Raw genomic sequence first — 14,833 nt, 5'->3', positions numbered from 1 at the left:
GCCAGGCGCGGCCGCGCGGCGTGAATGCGCTGCGCCGAATGCACGCATCGTCGCGCGCCGCCGCACGCCCGATCCGTTGGACGAAAGCCGTCTGCGGCAAGTGCGCGCGGCGCGGCGGCAAGTGGCGCCGGCCCCCACGTCGCGAGCTATCATATGGCTCGCCCGTTCGCGACGCCGGACGGGCCGCGACGTTTCCCTTCACCTGCTGCACGCTGCGACGCCATCCATGAACACCACGCCGGATATGCCCACGCCACGCGCCCTGCGCGAACTCACGCCTCTCGAGGCCCGCATTCTCGGGGTGCTCGTCGAGAAGCAGCATACGGTGCCGGACACCTATCCGCTGTCGCTGAATGCGCTGACCGCGGGCTGCAACCAGAAAACCGCACGCTCGCCGGTGATGAATGTCAGCGACGACGAAGTCACGGCCGCGCTCGACAGTCTCAAGCACCTGAGCCTCGTGATGGAGGGCAGCAGCAGCCGCGTGCCGCGTTTCGAGCACAACATGAATCGCGTGCTCGGCATCCCGAGTCAGGCGATCGCGCTGCTGACGATCCTGTTGCTGCGCGGCCCGCAGACGGCCGCCGAACTGCGCCTGAACAGCGCGCGCCTGCACGGCTTCGCGGACATCTCGTCGGTCGAGGCCTTCCTCGACGAACTCGCGGCGCGTGCGCAGCCGCTCGTCATCCGACTGCCGCGTGCGGCCGGTGCGCGCGAGAACCGCTGGATGCACCTGATGTGCGGCGAGGTGAACATCGCTGACTTCGCCGGTCCGGATACCGGTGGCGGCACGGATTCCGTTCCGCCGTCCGAGTTCGAGGCGCTGAAGGCCGAGCAGAAGCGGCTTGCGGATGAAGTGGCGCGGCTGAACGCGCTCGTTCAGCGGATGGCGACCGAACTCGGGATCGACGTCGACGCGCCGGGCGACGCGGGCTGACGGGCTGCTCGAGTCAACCTCGCGCCGGCGCGCAAGCGGGCGCGCCGGTTGACAGCCTCGCGTCGCGATACCGCCCGATCCGGATCACCAGCGGCACCCCGTCTTCGCGGACGCATCGACGTCCTGCGCCCACGCGAAATCGGTCTTCTTGCCGGTACGCGCGTTGGTGTACGTCATCGAATAGACGATCGCACCCTGACTCATCATTTCATATTCGCCGTTGATCTTGCCGTCGACCATTTCCCACCACGTTGTCGTGTACTGGTACGGGCGGCCTTCCGCGAGTTCTTCGTGATCCTCGTGCTTGAACAGCAGCGGAATGGCCGACTTCGATTTTGCATACCGGACGACGCCACCTTGCCACTTGGCCACGTCGTCGTAATACGTGCGCAGCTCGAATCGCACGGGTTTGTCGCCGGTCGTCCTGAAGCACAGCACTTCCGTGCTGACCTCGGCCGACGCGGGCAATGCGATGCACAGCAGCAACGCGGCGAATGCTTTTTTCATGTTGGCAGGTGAGTGAGGGAGAGGCGATTCAGCCGATGCTGATTCGCGTGGCGCCTGCGTCGACGAGCCGGAACAGCAGGTCTTCCACGGCCGCGCCCGGCGCCGAACCGAGATCCGCGTTGACCCGCCATCCGTGCTCGGTGCGCACCGGCTCCGACAGATAGTGAACGATGCCGTGCAGGCCGTCCTCGGCCGGCACGCGTGCGTCGTCGGTGTCGAACCACGCGAAGAACCATGTCTTGAACGCGTCGGTGGCCGCGGCTTCGTCGAGCCCGTCGGCTTCGACCGTCACCCAGTCCCACACGAACGGCCGGATCGACACGGCCGCCGTTTCGAGTTCGAACGCGAACGGTTCGAAATCCAGTTGCGCGGTCGAGTCGACCATCGCCGGCTGGCCGGCCGATTCACCTCCGGTGTGAACGAGATCGGCGCGGCATGGCAGCGCGAGCGGGCCTTCGGTGGCCAGCGTGCCGTCGGCTTTCCGGTAGGCCGGTTCGACGACGGCCACTGGTTGCGCCGCCGCTTGCGCGAGCAGGTCGGCATAGGGCTGTCGAATGGCGCTGAGCAGTTCGGATACGGTCATCTTCGCGGGTCGGGTCAGGTTGCGAACGATCAATCACGGACGGATGGGGCGTCGTGCCGCCGGCGTCGAACGAGGGCCCCGCATCGGCAGGGGACAGCCATGATCGTACGGTACTTCGGCGACATGCGACCACTCGGCCGAACGGCCAGATCGCTTCGCGATGCGTGCGCGCTGGCGCAGAAATTCTGCGCCAGCGGCGTGCCGGTCGTGAACCCCGAATCTCCGCTGGAGCATGTCGGCGCGATCGCGCCGTGGTCGCCGGGATGCTGCCCTGGCTCCACGACCGTTTCGGCAGGAACACCGCGCCGGGCAATCGCGCACGGACGGCGTTGCCGCCGAGCAGTTCGCCGCACCCGAGACGCTGCGCCAGACCCGCCGCGCAACGCGCCGAATGCCCGCGATCCCTCGCGGATCGCTTTTTCCGTCCGGCGTCTTGACGCCGATCGCATTCCCCCGCCACGCCACGCCGCCGCCTTCCGCGAGTGCCATAATCGAGGCTGCCAATCATTCCAGACGTCCCCCGGAGAATTCCCATGCAGAACCTCGACAATCCTTCCCACGATCGCGAGGTAGGCAGCGCCGACGCGACGCAGGACACCACGCGCATCGACGACGTCCGCATCGGCGCCGTGCGTCCGCTGATTTCCCCCGCGCTGCTGCAGGACGAACTGCCGGTGCCGGCCGCCACGCAGACGCTCGTCGAGGACACGCGCCGCGCGATCGGCGACATCCTGCACGGCCGCGACGACCGGCTGCTGCTCGTCGTCGGCCCGTGCTCGATCCACGACCACGACCAGGCGCTCGACTACGCACGCCGCCTGAAGGCCGCCGCCGATGCGCTGAAGGACGACCTGCTGATCACGATGCGCGTGTACTTCGAGAAGCCGCGCACGACGGTCGGCTGGAAGGGATACATCAACGATCCGCGCCTGGACGGCAGTTTCCGCATCAACGAAGGGCTGCGCGCCGCGCGGCAGCTGCTGCTCGACATCAACGCGCTGGGCCTGCCGGCGTCGACCGAATTCCTCGACCTGCTGAGCCCGCAATACATCGCCGACCTGATCGCGTGGGGCGCGATCGGTGCGCGCACGACCGAGAGCCAGAGCCATCGCCAGCTCGCGTCGGGGCTGAGCTGCCCGATCGGCTTCAAGAACGGCACCGACGGCGGCGTGCAGGTGGCGTCGGACGCGATCGTCGCCGCGCGCGCGAGCCACGCGTTCATGGGGATGACGAAGATGGGGATGGCCGCGATCTTCGAGACGCGCGGCAACGACGACGCGCACGTGATCCTGCGCGGCGGCAAGAACGGGCCGAACTACGACGCCGAGCACGTCGAGGCGAGCTGCGCGGTGCTGCGCAAGAGCGGGTTGCGCGAGCAGGTGATGGTCGATTGCTCGCATGCGAACTCGAACAAGTCGCATGAGCGGCAGATCGACGTCGCGCAGGATCTCGCGCGACAGTTGGGGCAGGGCGAGCACCGGATCGTCGGCGTGATGGTGGAGAGCCATCTCGAGGCCGGGCGTCAGGACCTGAAGCCGGGTGTGCCGCTGCAGTACGGCGTGTCGATCACCGATGCATGCCTGAGCTGGTCTCAGACCGAGCCGGTGCTCGACGTTTTGGCCGAGGCGGTGCGGCATCGCCGGGTGTATTCGCGTAACGCGTGACGCGGCGTGGCTGCGGGGCAGGGCGGCGGGGTGGCGCCCGCCGCGCAGTTCGATGCACCGGTGACGCCGGTTGGCTGTTTGCCATGTTCTCCTGATCGACAGGCCGCGGCGTCGCTTTTTCGCGCCGCGCGCACCAACTATCCGCAGGGTCATTGATCTTGCTCCGGCTCGCTCCGCCTGCCGCGTTGCACGCTGGACGCACGATCCGGCGAATGTCGCTACCATGAAAGCCGTGTTGCACGCTGCGGCCCGGCCATGCCGGTCCGTCATGCACACACGCAGTGGCGGCGCGGGGCCGACCGCCACGCGACCGACGAAGCGCGGGGTGCTCACCGATCAGCCGTTGCGCCCGCGTCGCTTCGCTCCCGGAATCAACAACAACCGAACCGGAGTGCAACTACATGAAGTTCTACAAGACCCTCATCGCAGCAACCATCCTCGCATCGAGCGTCAGCGCGCACGCGCAGATCGCCGGCGCGCAGCCGCTCAGCGTGACCGTCGAGCAATCGCAGGCGCTGCTCGAAGGCTGGAGCGTGAAGAAGAGCGTGCTCGGCAAGGTCGTGTACAACGACGCGAACCAGAAAGTCGGCACGGTGCGCGACCTGATCGTCGCGCCGGACGGCTCGGTGTCGGCGGCGATCGTGTCGGCCGGCGGCTTCCTCGGCGTGGCCGCGCATGACGTCGCGGTGCCGATCGGGTCGCTCGACGTGCGCAACGGCAACATCTACCTGCCGGGCGCGACGAAGGATGCGCTGAAGGCGACGCCGGCGTTCCAGTACGCGAAGGTGCCGTCGCCGCCGAAGCCGAAGAAGGTCGACGACAAGCACTGATGCAAGCGGCCCGGCCCGGTGCGCGATGTGCCGGGCCGGCCGAGTGTCACGTCGTGCCGCGCGGCGATCCAGCACCGCCGCGCACCCTCATCCCCCCTGTCTACGTAATTCTACGTAGCCCCGCATACGTAGTTGTGCGCTTGTAAGCCGCCCCCATCGCGCGGAATACTACGGCCCACCGCCGCGGCTTTCACAAGACGCGGCACGACGCATCGACGTCACGCGGGTTCGGCCCCACGCCGCATCCACTCAAAAACACATTGGAGACCAGGAGACGCCATGAATCGGGCTTCCAGTACCCTGCTCTGGATCGCGATCGCGCTGCTCGGCGCATTCGCGTTCGGGACGATCGCACTTGGGCACGGCGAACGTGTCAGCGCGCTATGGATCGTGATCGCCGCAGTCTGCGTGTATCTGATCGCATATCGCTTCTACAGCCGCTTCATCGCCAGCAAGGTCATGCAGCTCGACGGGCTGCGGATGACGCCGGCGGTCAAGTACAACGACGGCCTCGACTACGTACCGACCAACAAGTACGTGCTGTTCGGCCATCACTTCGCCGCGATCGCCGGCGCCGGGCCGCTCGTCGGCCCCGTGCTCGCCGCGCAGATGGGCTACACGCCCGGCATGCTGTGGATCCTGGCCGGCGTCGTGTTCGCCGGCGCGGTGCAGGACTTCATCGTGCTGTTCATTTCGACGCGTCGCGACGGCCGCTCGCTCGGCGACCTCGTCAAGATGGAGCTCGGCACGGTGCCCGGCGTGATCGCGCTGTTCGGCGCGTTCCTGATCATGGTGATCATCCTCGCGGTGCTCGCGCTGATCGTCGTGAAGGCGCTGACGAATTCGCCGTGGGGCACGTTCACCGTCGCCGCGACGATTCCGATCGCGCTGTTCATGGGCGTCTACACGCGCTACATCCGTCCGGGCCGCATCGGCGAAGTGTCGATCATCGGCTTCGTGCTGTTGATGGCATCGATCGCGTTCGGCCAGCACGTGCATGATTCGCCGATGCTCGCCGCGTGGTTCACGTTCAACGGCACGCAGCTCACGTGGATCCTGATCGGCTACGGCTTCGTCGCATCGGTGCTGCCGGTGTGGCTGCTGCTCGCGCCGCGCGACTACCTGTCGACGTTCCTGAAGATCGGCACGATCCTCGGCCTCGCGATCGGCATCCTGGTCGTCGCACCGGAACTGAAGATGCCCGCGCTGACGAAGTTCGTCGACGGCACCGGCCCGGTGTGGTCGGGCAACCTGTTCCCGTTCCTGTTCATCACGATCGCGTGCGGCGCGGTGTCGGGTTTCCACGCGCTGATCTCGTCGGGCACGACGCCGAAGCTGATCGACAACGAATCCAACGCGCGCTTCATCGGTTACGGCGCGATGCTGATGGAATCGTTCGTCGCGATCATGGCGCTCGTCGCCGCGTGCGTGATCGAGCCGGGCATCTACTTCGCGATGAACGCGCCGGCGGCCGTGCTCGGCTCGACGCCGGAAGCCGTCGCGAACACGGTCACGCAGTGGGGCTTCGTGCTGACGCCCGACATGCTGACGCAGACCGCGAAGGCCGTGGGCGAGACGACGATCATCGCGCGCGCGGGCGGCGCACCGACGCTGGCCGTCGGCATGGCGCACATCCTGCACCAGGTGATCGGCGGCGAAGCGATGATGGCGTTCTGGTATCACTTCGCGATCCTGTTCGAGGCGCTGTTCATCCTGACGGCCGTCGACGCCGGCACGCGCGCGGGCCGCTTCATGCTGCAGGACCTGCTCGGCACGTTCCATCCGGCGCTCAAGCGCACCGAGTCGCTGCCCGCGAACCTGGTCGCCACCGCACTGTGCGTGGCCGCGTGGGGCTACTTCCTGTACCAGGGCGTGGTCGATCCGCTCGGCGGCATCAACACACTGTGGCCGCTGTTCGGCATCTCGAACCAGATGCTCGCCGCGATCGCGCTGGTGCTCGGCACCGTCGTGCTGTTCAAGATGAAGCGTGAGCGCTACGCCTGGGTGACGATCGTGCCGACCGCGTGGCTGCTGATCTGCACGCTGACGGCCGGCTGGCAGAAGATTTTCGATTCGAATCCGAAGGTCAGCTTCCTCGCGCATGCCGCGAAGCTGCAGGCCGCGGTGGACGAAGGCAAGGTGCTCGCACCGGCGAAGTCGATCGCGCAGATGCAGCGGATCATCTTCAATGACTACATCGATGCGGCGCTGGCCGGCCTGTTCATCTTCGTCGTCGTGGCGATCGCGGTGTACGGGCTGCTCGCCGTGCTGCGCGCGCGCCGCGAGTCGAAGCCGACCGTGCGCGAGACGCCGTACGAGTCGATGCCGGCCGCGCAGGCGCTCGGCAGCGGACGATAACGGGAGGCCGCGATGTTCAGCGATCTCGGCGGCGACCTGCGCAGCGCGGGGCGTTACCTCGGACAGGCGCTGCGGCTGATGGTCGGCCTGCCCGACTACGACACCTACGTCGCGCACATGCGCGAAACCCATCCGGACCGCGAGCCGATGACGTACGAGGAATTCTTCCGCGAGCGTCAGAATGCGCGGTACGGGTCGGGGGCGGGGAAGTGTTGCTGAACCGGGCCGGTGAAGCCGCCCTGTAGGGCGGTCCGGTGACGGACCAGGAGGCGCCGCGAAGGCATTCGCGGCGCTTTTTTCTTTTGGGGCCGGGCGGCGCGCGCGGGCGCCGCCGTCGCCGCGGCGTTTGACCGGCTTCAGCATGGCTCGCTCGCCGCGCCGGTATCATAGGGTTTTTGCTTTTTCCGATGAATCCGCGCAGGAGAATCCGTCGTGCATGTCGGTGAGCGTTTCAACAGCATTTCCCATCTCGTCGGCGCGGTGTTGTCGGTGGCAGGGCTGGTCGCGCTGGTGACGATGGGCGCGCTCGATCGCGATCCCTACAAGATTGTGAGCTTCAGCGTGTACGGCGCGATGCTGATCCTGCTGTACGCGATCTCGACGCTGTACCACAGCGTGCGCAACCCGCGGCTCAAGGCGATCCTGCAGAAGTGCGACCATTCGGCCATATATTTGCTGATCGCGGGCAGCTACACGCCCTTCGCGCTCGTCACGCTGCGCGGCCCGTGGGGCTGGTCGCTGTTCGGCGTGAGCTGGGGGCTCGCCGCATTCGGGATCGCGCAGGAGCTCACGCTCGGACGGCGCACGCGCATCGTGTCGATGGTGCTGTACGTGCTGATGGGCTGGCTCGCGCTCGTCGCGATCCGCCCGCTGATCCATGCGTTGCCGCCGGTGGGGACCGCCTGGCTCGTGGCCGGCGGCGTCATCTACAGCGCGGGCATCTACTTCTTCATCAACGACGAACGCATCCGCCACGGGCACGGTATCTGGCACCTTTTCGTGCTGGCCGGCAGCCTGTGCCAGTTCGTCAGTGTCGCGATGTATGTTGCGTGAGTGTGGGCGTGGACGGCGCGGTGCGCGTCATTCGCGCCCGGCCGCCTGGGCTGCGCCGCGCAGCGCCATGAACCCGACCCATCCCCAGTAGACGCGGTGATGCGCGATCAGCCCGTCGCGCAGATCCATCACCTCGACGAGATCGACCTGATCGCCTTCCGGCGTTTCGCGCGGATATTCCCATATGAGTTGCCGCCCGTTCGAGAAGAACAGGCCCGTGCGGTGCCAGCGTCCGAGCTTGTTGCCCGGATTGCGCAGGCCCGCCGCGAAGAACGCGCCGATCGCGGCCTTGCCGTGCAGCACGCCCGTGCCCTGATCGGGCAGCGTGACGACGATCAGCGGCGTTTCGAGGATCGCGTCGTCCGCGTACAGCGACATCAGCGCGTCGAGGTCGCGTGCGACGACGGCGGCGTGCCAGTCTTGATGGATGCGTTGCGCATCGGTGTCGGCGTGTGTCATGACGGGTTCCGGCAAGCGTGGATAACGGAACCACTGTATTGAGGCAACACCCCCGGACGTTTCAGCGCGAACCGAAACGTGGATGTCGCGCAAGCCGCCCGTCAGCCCCCCAGCGCGCCGAGATTCAGTTCATGCGACTTGCCGATCCACACCGCGCTGTCGCGGTGGTCGCGCAGTTCGTCGTTCGTGTTCGGATGCAGGAAGATGTCGAGCGCGCCGTGATTCAGCACGAGCCACGGCACGATGGTGTCGAACCGCGCGGCGTCGAACGCGATCTGGTACGACCACGCCGGATGCGGGCCGACGAGGCGTTCGTGAAAGCGGCCGAGCTCGATGATCGCGCCGAACCGTTCTTCGACGACGAGGCGAAACGCCCAGGCCGCGTCGCGACTCGCGGCGTCGAAGTAGACGTGTGCGTGCCAACTGTCGATGGCGGTGGTGTCGATGGCGGACATGGCGGACTCGAATGAAGAATAGGGAAGGCATGAGAGCCGTGACATACGGCCAATGCTCAATTATCGCGCTTACTCGTCGGACACGTCTTGTCGCGGAGCGGTAAATCGGCGCGGAGGATTTGTCGCGCGTCAGGGAAACCGGCTCGTTCGACGAGACTTTTCTCGCGTGAGTTCACGCATCCTGCATCGCGCCGAAAGCCTTGCCGGGCCAAGCTTCGGCCGAAATCTCGACGGCAATATGTCATTTCGAAAACTGCAACGGCGATTCACGTGCCGCTTCGAATCGTCTGCGAAAACGCGATCAGGTAGTTGAATGAAATAAAGAAATTCCGGTCAGGCGGCAGTGGCGAAATGCGCGGATCGCGCCCCGGGTGCCGGTGCCGAAAATATCAATTGCGGAATCGGCTATTCAAGCGCATGGCCACGCGTCATACGATGATTGCACCGCATCGATCATCAAGATCGATGCGGAAGCAACCATCTGGAGGCCATGATGCGATCCCTTGTTTCCCTTGCTGTCCTGTCCGGCGCGCTTGCCGTGCTGCCCGTCGCGAGCTTCGCGCAGTCCGTCGACACCGAGTCGCAGTCGAACGCCGCACCGTTGAACTGGAAGGCGGCGCGTGCCGAGACCGACGTGCAGCTGATGCAGATGACGCGCGCCGGCTATCGTGCGACGACAGCTGGCAACCAGAACTATCCGCTCGCGATGCAGCGTGCGCTCGAACGTGTGCGCAACCCGTTGCCCGACCGCTCGCAGGAAGAGAAGGCGGCGATGCAACTGCGTGCGGCGCGCGACGCGCAGAGCGGCCATCCGGTGAAGGCGTTCTTCGTGAAGACCGCGTACTACCTGAAGGGCGAGAACACGTTCTGATGCGGGAGACGAGCATGGCATGCGCGAACCGACTCCCCGCTGCGTTGCGCGCGTCGCTGATTCGCCGGCTGCCAGCGGCGTGCGCGACGCGGCGGCGGGACGACGTGTACGGCGCACGGCGCCGCGCGAGCGGCAATCGCGACGCAAGCCGCGGTGCGGTCGCGTGCCGCACCGGGTGGCCGGCATTCGATGCGGACGACGTTGCCGCAAGCGAGGACGAATCATGAAGGCCGTCCGGAAAGGCCGTCGCCGCCCGCCGTTGACGCGCGAGTGGCTGCTGCCGCTGCCGCCCGCGCATGTGCGCGACATTTCGCTGAAATGCCACATGGCGCTCGTCGCGCTGCGCGGCGAGCACGGCAGCGAAACGTTGCTGATGCGGCTGCGCACGAGCGTCTATCTGGTGTTCCTCGCGCTCGACGATGCGGTATCCCCCGATGCGAGCATCGACCTCTGCGTCGAGGCGGAGCGCGTGCTCGACGCGAGCGTGGCGCGCGCCGCGCAAAGCGGTGCATGGACGCTGCGCGACGACGAATGCGCGGTGCTCGAGCGCGTGCTCGCCGCGAACGACGCGTGCGTCGCGACGCTCACGCGACATCGGCTCGCCGAGCTATGGAATCACGTCTGCACGTTTGCGTCGGACGAACAGCCGGCACTGGTCGCGCACGCGGCGGCGAAGATGCGGGAGCCGGCCGTTCTGCATTGAGCGGCGGCAACGCGACCGACGTCCGGGCCGTGTTTCGTACGAGTCCCATTCACGGGGGCTGACGCTCGCCGTCTAATGTCACGACAGGAGCCGAACGGGTTCGGTCGATGACGATCCATCCTCGCGTTTGCGACGATCGTGCGTGTCGGCGCGAACGCATTCGTTTCGGTCAGGAGGAGCGATGGCGCTATACAGGATCGGCGGCTACTTCACGTGCGGAATCGGCCGCGCATTCCGCGAGAACCTGCCGCCGGGCAGCGAAGTGAAGATCGCGGGCATCTATCGATGCACCGTGTGCGGCGACGAGATCGGCATTGCGAAGTGGCAGACGCTGCCGTCCGAGGAAACCCATCAGCACGATCTCGATCCGCCGTCCGACCCGCTGCTCGATCCCGGCCCGACCGCATGGCAGCTGATCGCGGCGGCGGAGTCGAGACACTAGGCGAGCGGCGTGCGCCTTGTCATGCGTGCGCGGATGCGCGGCGGTCCCCTTGACGAGGCCCGACAAAACAAAAGCGCCACGGAGCGAACTCCGTGGCGCTTCCTTGCCGCCTGCCCGTGCGGAGGCGTCAGCCCCCGCGCAGCGACACGCGCTTAAGCCGCCGTTGCCGACTTCGCCGGCTTCTGCAGCTTGCCCTTGCCGGCGCGCTGGATTTCGTCGAGCTTGATCTCGACGTGGCGCGAGAACACGTACTCGGCCGGACGCTGCTTCGCGATCGAGATGTCCGGTGCGAACGGGCCGTCCGTCTTGATGCCCTTCTTGCTCACGCGCAGCGCCTTCAGCGGATGCGAGATCGTGTCCATCACGGCCGTGGCTTCGAAGCCGCAGTGGACCATGCAGTCCGCGCACTTCTCGTAGTTGCCGACGCCGTAGTTGTCCCAGTTCGTGTCTTCCATCAGTTCCTTGAAGGTCTTCACGTAACCTTCGCCGACCAGATAGCACGGCTTCTGCCAGCCGAACACGGTGCGTGCGGGGTTGCCCCACGGCGTGCACTTGTACGTCTGGTTGCCGGCCAGGAAGTCGAGGAACAGCGACGACTGGCTGAACGACCAGCGCTTGCCGCCTTCGCCGCGCTTCAGGATCTCGCGGAACAGGTTCTTCGTCTTGTCGCGGTTCAGGAAGTGCTGCTGATCCGGCGCGCGCTCGTAGGCGTAGCCCGGCGACACGGTGATGCCGTCGACGCCGATCGGCTCGAGCGTGTCGAAGAACTTCGCGACGCGCTCGGGGATCGCATCGTTGAACAGCGTGCAGTTGATGTTCACGCGGAAGCCGCGGCGCTTCGCTTCCTTGATGGCCGCGACCGCCTTGTCGTACACGCCTTCCTGCGACACGGAATGGTCGTGCATCTCCTTGTCGCCGTCGAGGTGGACCGACCAGACGAAGTACGGATTCGGCTCGTAGTCGTCCATCTTCTTTTCCATCAGGAGCGCGTTCGTGCACAGGTACACGAATTTCTTGCGCTTCATGATGCCCTTGACGATCTCCGGCATCTCCTTGTGGAGCAGCGGCTCGCCGCCGGCGATCGACACGATGGGCGCGCCGCACTCGTCGACGGCTCCCAGGCATTCCTCGACGGACAGGCGCTGGTTCAGGATCGGGTCCGGATAGTCGATCTTGCCGCAGCCGTTGCACGCGAGGTTGCAGCGGAACAGCGGCTCGAGCATCAGCGCGAGCGGATAGCGTTTGTTGCCGGACAGGTGTTGACGCATGATGTATGCGCCGACGCGGACTTGCTGGAGCAGCGGAATAGACAAGAGTTGTCCTCCTTAAACTTCGCGGGCGACAGCTTGCGTAAGCTTCGCCGGCAACTTGAATTCGACTTTTTCTTCACGGCCCGCCATCGTCGTGACATCGACGGGCCCCAGCGCGCGCAGCGCGCCGATTACATCCTCAACCATTTCCTCGGGTGCCGACGCGCCGGCGGTCAGGCCGACCGTCTGCACGCCCGCGAACCATTCGGGCTTCACTTCCGAGCCGTCGGCGACGAGATAGCTCGGCACGCCGCTTTCGGTGCCGATCTCGCGCAGGCGGTTCGAGTTCGAGCTGTTCGTCGCACCGACGACCAGCAGCACATCGACCTGGCCGCTCAGTTCGCGCACGGCGGCCTGGCGGTTCTGCGTCGCGTAGCAGATGTCGCGCGTGTCCGGGCCGACGATGTCGGTGAACCGGCGCTGCAGCGCTTCGATGATGCCGCGCGTGTCGTCGACCGACAATGTAGTCTGCGTGACGTACGCGACCGGCGTATCGACCGGCAGCGTCAGCGTATCGACTTCTGCCTCGCTCTGCACGAGGATCACCTCGGCCGGAATCTGGCCGATCGTGCCTTCGACTTCCGGATGGCCCGCGTGGCCGATCAGGATCAGCCGGCGGCCCGCCGCGACGTACTGGCGGCCCTGCACGTGCACCTTCGTGACGAGCGGGCAGGTGGCGTCCAGCACGTCGAGCCCGCGCGTTTCGGCGTCGCGCTCGACCGTCTGGGCGACACCGTGTGCGCTGAAGATCGCCACGGCGCCGTGCGGCACCTCGTCGAGCTCCTCAACGAATCGTGCCCCTTTATTACGCAGATTTTCGACGACATGCCGGTTATGCACGATCTCATGACGCACATAGACCGGCGCGCCGTGCTGTTGCAGCGCGCGATCGACGATCTCGATTGCGCGGACAACCCCCGCACAGAAGCCGCGGGGCTGGGCAAGGATGACTCGCATATATGAGCGAACTCCGACGACAGACGCCGGGGTTCGAGGAGCTGGCACGGCTCGCTCGCCCCGGCTTGATGTTATGAAGGCAGGAACGAACCGGCCAGGCCAGGCCCCGGAACCCCGAATTAATCGCGCATTTTAACCCTATCGGGCCGTCCGTGCTCTGGTGCTGTATCCACCGTGTTGCATCCATAGCAGAGCCGCGTCGGCGCTGGCGCGCGCGGAACCCGGTAAACTGCGCGCTTTCGCGGGCAGCCGGTTCGGCTGCCCGGCGTCGCGCTCATTTCAAGGCCATTCGATGACCGTCGATTCTTACGCGTATTGCCCTGCCGCCTGTGCGGTCATGGGCGCTTTTACTCCGACCCTCAATATGCTCGACCGCTCATGCGCCGCGGGCGGCCGGGCCGTTCGCGCCGGTGTCCGGCAGGAGGCTTGCCGATGATGCTGGCGATTACCTTCCTGGTGTCCGGCCTGTCGCTGCTGATCTGGATCGTGCTGCTCGTCGCGCGCGGCGGCTTCTGGCGTGCGCGGCCCGCGCGGGCGCTGCCGCCGCAGGCGCGCGGCGCCGCGGCCGAGGCCGGCTGGCCGGCCGTCGTCGCCGTCGTGCCGGCGCGTAACGAGGTCGACGTGATCGCCCAGGCGGCGACGTCGTTGCTCGAGCAGGACTATCCGGGCGATTTTCATCTGATCATCGTCGACGACCACAGCGACGACGGCACCGCCGACGCGGCCCGCGCGGCCGCGCTCGCGATCAACCGCGCCGAGCGCCTGACAGTGCTGGCCGCGAAGCCGCTGCCGTCCGGCTGGTCGGGCAAGGTATGGGCGCAGTCGCAGGGCATCGCGGCGGTGCGCACGCTCGGGCTGCCGGCCGACTACCTGCTGCTGACGGATGCCGACATCGGCCATCCGCCCGAGGCCGTCGCCCAGCTCGTCACGCGCGCGCAGGCCGAGCAGCGCGATCTCGTGTCGCTGATGGTGCGGCTGCGCTGCGATTCGTTCTGGGAGAAGGCGCTGATCCCGGCGTTCGTGTTCTTCTTCGCGAAGCTCTATCCGTTCTCGTGGATCAACAATCCGCGCAACCGGACGGCCGGCGCCGCGGGCGGTTGCATGCTGGTCAAGCGCAGCGCGCTCGAGGAGGCGGGCGGCATCGAATCGATCCGCGGCGCGCTGATCGACGACTGCAGCCTCGCCGCGCAGATCAAGCATCGCGGCAGCGGCCGGCATCCGATCCGGCTCGATCTGGCCGAGCGCAGCGTGTCGCTGCGTCCGTACGACAGCTGGCGCGACATCTGGAACATGATCGCGCGCACCGCGTTCACGCAGCTCCATTATTCGCCGCTGCTGCTCGCCGGCACGCTGCTCGGGATGACGATCATCTACCTCGTGCCGCCCGTCGCCGCGCTGGTCTATGGCGCGCGCGCATGGCCGGCGTGGCTCGCGTGGGCGTCGATGTGCACCGCGTATGCGCCGATGCTGCGCTACTACCGGCGCTCGCCGCTGTGGGCGCCCGCGCTGCCGCTCGTCGCGCTGTTCTACGTCGGTGCGACGTTCGCGTCCGCGTGGCGCTACTGGCGCGGCAAGGGCGGCCAGTGGAAGGCGCGGGTGCAGGCGCCGGTGGAGCGTTGAACTGAATGACGCCGGCGTGTGCCGGCTGACCTCCAGGCCTCGGAAAGCAGACAGCCCGATCGGTGCGAATCGATCGGGCTGTTT

The 14,833-nt window shown here is 66.7% G+C and carries 16 protein-coding genes; 10 read left to right on the top strand and 6 right to left on the bottom strand.

The genetic code is table 11. The features are described from left to right. Positions 1 to 226: 226 nt before the first annotated feature. Positions 227 to 937, top strand: coding sequence for a YceH family protein (locus LMA02_RS29725; protein ID WP_228908618.1), 711 nt, complete (start codon positions 227 to 229; stop codon positions 935 to 937). An 84-nt stretch (positions 938 to 1,021) separates the two neighbouring features. Here LMA02_RS29725 and LMA02_RS29720 read toward each other — a convergent pair whose 3' ends face one another. Both LMA02_RS29720 and LMA02_RS29715 read right to left on the bottom strand, forming a co-directional pair. Beyond that, on the bottom strand, positions 1,022 to 1,444 hold the full coding sequence (locus LMA02_RS29720) for a hypothetical protein (RefSeq protein WP_105832578.1): 423 nt from the start codon (positions 1,442 to 1,444) through the stop codon (positions 1,022 to 1,024). 28 nt (positions 1,445 to 1,472) lie between these two features. Then, positions 1,473 to 2,027, bottom strand: a complete 555-nt coding sequence (locus LMA02_RS29715) for a hypothetical protein (RefSeq protein ID WP_228908617.1) — start codon at positions 2,025 to 2,027, stop codon at positions 1,473 to 1,475. Positions 2,028 to 2,560: 533 nt separating this feature from the next. On the opposite strand from LMA02_RS29715, the gene LMA02_RS29710 reads away from it, so the two are divergent. From LMA02_RS29710 to trhA, 5 genes are all read left to right on the top strand, one after another. Then, on the top strand, positions 2,561 to 3,691 hold the full coding sequence (locus tag LMA02_RS29710) for a 3-deoxy-7-phosphoheptulonate synthase (RefSeq protein ID WP_012367089.1): 1,131 nt from the start codon (positions 2,561 to 2,563) through the stop codon (positions 3,689 to 3,691). A gap of 401 nt (positions 3,692 to 4,092) precedes the next feature. Beyond that, on the top strand, positions 4,093 to 4,521 hold the full coding sequence (locus tag LMA02_RS29705; RefSeq protein WP_228908616.1) for a PRC-barrel domain-containing protein: 429 nt from the start codon (positions 4,093 to 4,095) through the stop codon (positions 4,519 to 4,521). 279 nt (positions 4,522 to 4,800) lie between these two features. Continuing rightward, positions 4,801 to 6,879: a carbon starvation CstA family protein gene (locus tag LMA02_RS29700; protein ID WP_228908615.1), complete on the top strand. Its 2,079-nt coding sequence runs from the start codon at positions 4,801 to 4,803 to the stop codon at positions 6,877 to 6,879. A gap of 12 nt (positions 6,880 to 6,891) precedes the next feature. Beyond that, a complete protein-coding gene (locus LMA02_RS29695) occupies positions 6,892 to 7,098 on the top strand; it encodes a YbdD/YjiX family protein (protein WP_006761279.1) in 207 nt (68 codons plus the stop codon). A gap of 213 nt (positions 7,099 to 7,311) precedes the next feature. Continuing rightward, positions 7,312 to 7,932, top strand: coding sequence for a PAQR family membrane homeostasis protein TrhA (gene trhA, locus LMA02_RS29690; protein WP_006761278.1), 621 nt, complete (start codon positions 7,312 to 7,314; stop codon positions 7,930 to 7,932). Between the two features lie 27 nt (positions 7,933 to 7,959). Here trhA and LMA02_RS29685 read toward each other — a convergent pair whose 3' ends face one another. Beyond that, on the bottom strand, positions 7,960 to 8,391 hold the full coding sequence (locus LMA02_RS29685) for a nuclear transport factor 2 family protein (protein WP_228908614.1): 432 nt from the start codon (positions 8,389 to 8,391) through the stop codon (positions 7,960 to 7,962). 101 nt (positions 8,392 to 8,492) lie between these two features. Then, a complete protein-coding gene (locus tag LMA02_RS29680; protein WP_175784171.1) occupies positions 8,493 to 8,846 on the bottom strand; it encodes a DOPA 4,5-dioxygenase family protein in 354 nt (117 codons plus the stop codon). 493 nt (positions 8,847 to 9,339) lie between these two features. Here LMA02_RS29680 and LMA02_RS29675 point away from each other — a divergent pair, with 493 nt between their 5' ends. From LMA02_RS29675 to LMA02_RS29665, 3 genes are all read left to right on the top strand, one after another. Continuing rightward, positions 9,340 to 9,717: a hypothetical protein gene (locus LMA02_RS29675; RefSeq protein ID WP_228910028.1), complete on the top strand. Its 378-nt coding sequence runs from the start codon at positions 9,340 to 9,342 to the stop codon at positions 9,715 to 9,717. Positions 9,718 to 9,940: 223 nt separating this feature from the next. Beyond that, the gene (locus tag LMA02_RS29670) at positions 9,941 to 10,420 is read left to right on the top strand and encodes a hypothetical protein (protein ID WP_228908613.1); all 480 of its coding nucleotides are present in this window, start codon (positions 9,941 to 9,943) and stop codon (positions 10,418 to 10,420) included. A 181-nt stretch (positions 10,421 to 10,601) separates the two neighbouring features. After that, positions 10,602 to 10,862, top strand: a complete 261-nt coding sequence (locus LMA02_RS29665) for a hypothetical protein (protein WP_228908612.1) — start codon at positions 10,602 to 10,604, stop codon at positions 10,860 to 10,862. 152 nt (positions 10,863 to 11,014) lie between these two features. On the opposite strand, the gene hpnH is transcribed toward LMA02_RS29665, so the two are convergent. Together hpnH and ispH are read right to left on the bottom strand one after the other, a co-directional pair. Next, positions 11,015 to 12,175 (bottom strand): adenosyl-hopene transferase HpnH, encoded by a 1,161-nt coding sequence (hpnH, locus tag LMA02_RS29660; protein ID WP_011659819.1) that lies wholly within the window; start codon positions 12,173 to 12,175, stop codon positions 11,015 to 11,017. 12 nt (positions 12,176 to 12,187) lie between these two features. Beyond that, on the bottom strand, positions 12,188 to 13,129 hold the full coding sequence (gene ispH, locus LMA02_RS29655; protein WP_011659818.1) for a 4-hydroxy-3-methylbut-2-enyl diphosphate reductase: 942 nt from the start codon (positions 13,127 to 13,129) through the stop codon (positions 12,188 to 12,190). A 432-nt stretch (positions 13,130 to 13,561) separates the two neighbouring features. Here ispH and LMA02_RS29650 point away from each other — a divergent pair, with 432 nt between their 5' ends. Continuing rightward, positions 13,562 to 14,749 (top strand): glycosyltransferase, encoded by a 1,188-nt coding sequence (locus LMA02_RS29650; RefSeq protein WP_228908611.1) that lies wholly within the window; start codon positions 13,562 to 13,564, stop codon positions 14,747 to 14,749. Positions 14,750 to 14,833: the final 84 nt, after the last annotated feature.

Origin of the sequence: Burkholderia sp. B21-005 (assembly GCF_020843965.1) — a bacterium.
Classification (GTDB): Bacteria; Pseudomonadota; Gammaproteobacteria; order Burkholderiales; family Burkholderiaceae; genus Burkholderia; species Burkholderia ambifaria.
The sequence above is the reverse complement of the archived record's forward strand: the minus strand, read 5'-3'. Positions and strand labels throughout refer to the sequence as shown.

Bases quoted from the DNA above. Each gene is read 5' to 3' on its own strand.
- LMA02_RS29725 (WP_228908618.1), top strand. From the start codon at position 227: ATGAACACCACGCCGGATATGCCCACGCCACGCGCCCTGCGCGAACTC.
- LMA02_RS29720 (WP_105832578.1), bottom strand. From the start codon at position 1,444: ATGAAAAAAGCATTCGCCGCGTTGCTGCTGTGCATCGCATTGCCCGCG.
- LMA02_RS29715 (WP_228908617.1), bottom strand. From the start codon at position 2,027: ATGACCGTATCCGAACTGCTCAGCGCCATTCGACAGCCCTATGCCGAC.
- LMA02_RS29710 (WP_012367089.1), top strand. From the start codon at position 2,561: ATGCAGAACCTCGACAATCCTTCCCACGATCGCGAGGTAGGCAGCGCC.
- LMA02_RS29705 (WP_228908616.1), top strand. From the start codon at position 4,093: ATGAAGTTCTACAAGACCCTCATCGCAGCAACCATCCTCGCATCGAGC.
- LMA02_RS29700 (WP_228908615.1), top strand. From the start codon at position 4,801: ATGAATCGGGCTTCCAGTACCCTGCTCTGGATCGCGATCGCGCTGCTC.
- LMA02_RS29695 (WP_006761279.1), top strand. From the start codon at position 6,892: ATGTTCAGCGATCTCGGCGGCGACCTGCGCAGCGCGGGGCGTTACCTC.
- LMA02_RS29685 (WP_228908614.1), bottom strand. From the start codon at position 8,391: ATGACACACGCCGACACCGATGCGCAACGCATCCATCAAGACTGGCAC.
- LMA02_RS29680 (WP_175784171.1), bottom strand. From the start codon at position 8,846: ATGTCCGCCATCGACACCACCGCCATCGACAGTTGGCACGCACACGTC.
- LMA02_RS29675 (WP_228910028.1), top strand. From the start codon at position 9,340: ATGCGATCCCTTGTTTCCCTTGCTGTCCTGTCCGGCGCGCTTGCCGTG.
- LMA02_RS29670 (WP_228908613.1), top strand. From the start codon at position 9,941: ATGAAGGCCGTCCGGAAAGGCCGTCGCCGCCCGCCGTTGACGCGCGAG.
- LMA02_RS29665 (WP_228908612.1), top strand. From the start codon at position 10,602: ATGGCGCTATACAGGATCGGCGGCTACTTCACGTGCGGAATCGGCCGC.
- ispH (WP_011659818.1), bottom strand. From the start codon at position 13,129: ATGCGAGTCATCCTTGCCCAGCCCCGCGGCTTCTGTGCGGGGGTTGTC.
- LMA02_RS29650 (WP_228908611.1), top strand. From the start codon at position 13,562: ATGATGCTGGCGATTACCTTCCTGGTGTCCGGCCTGTCGCTGCTGATC.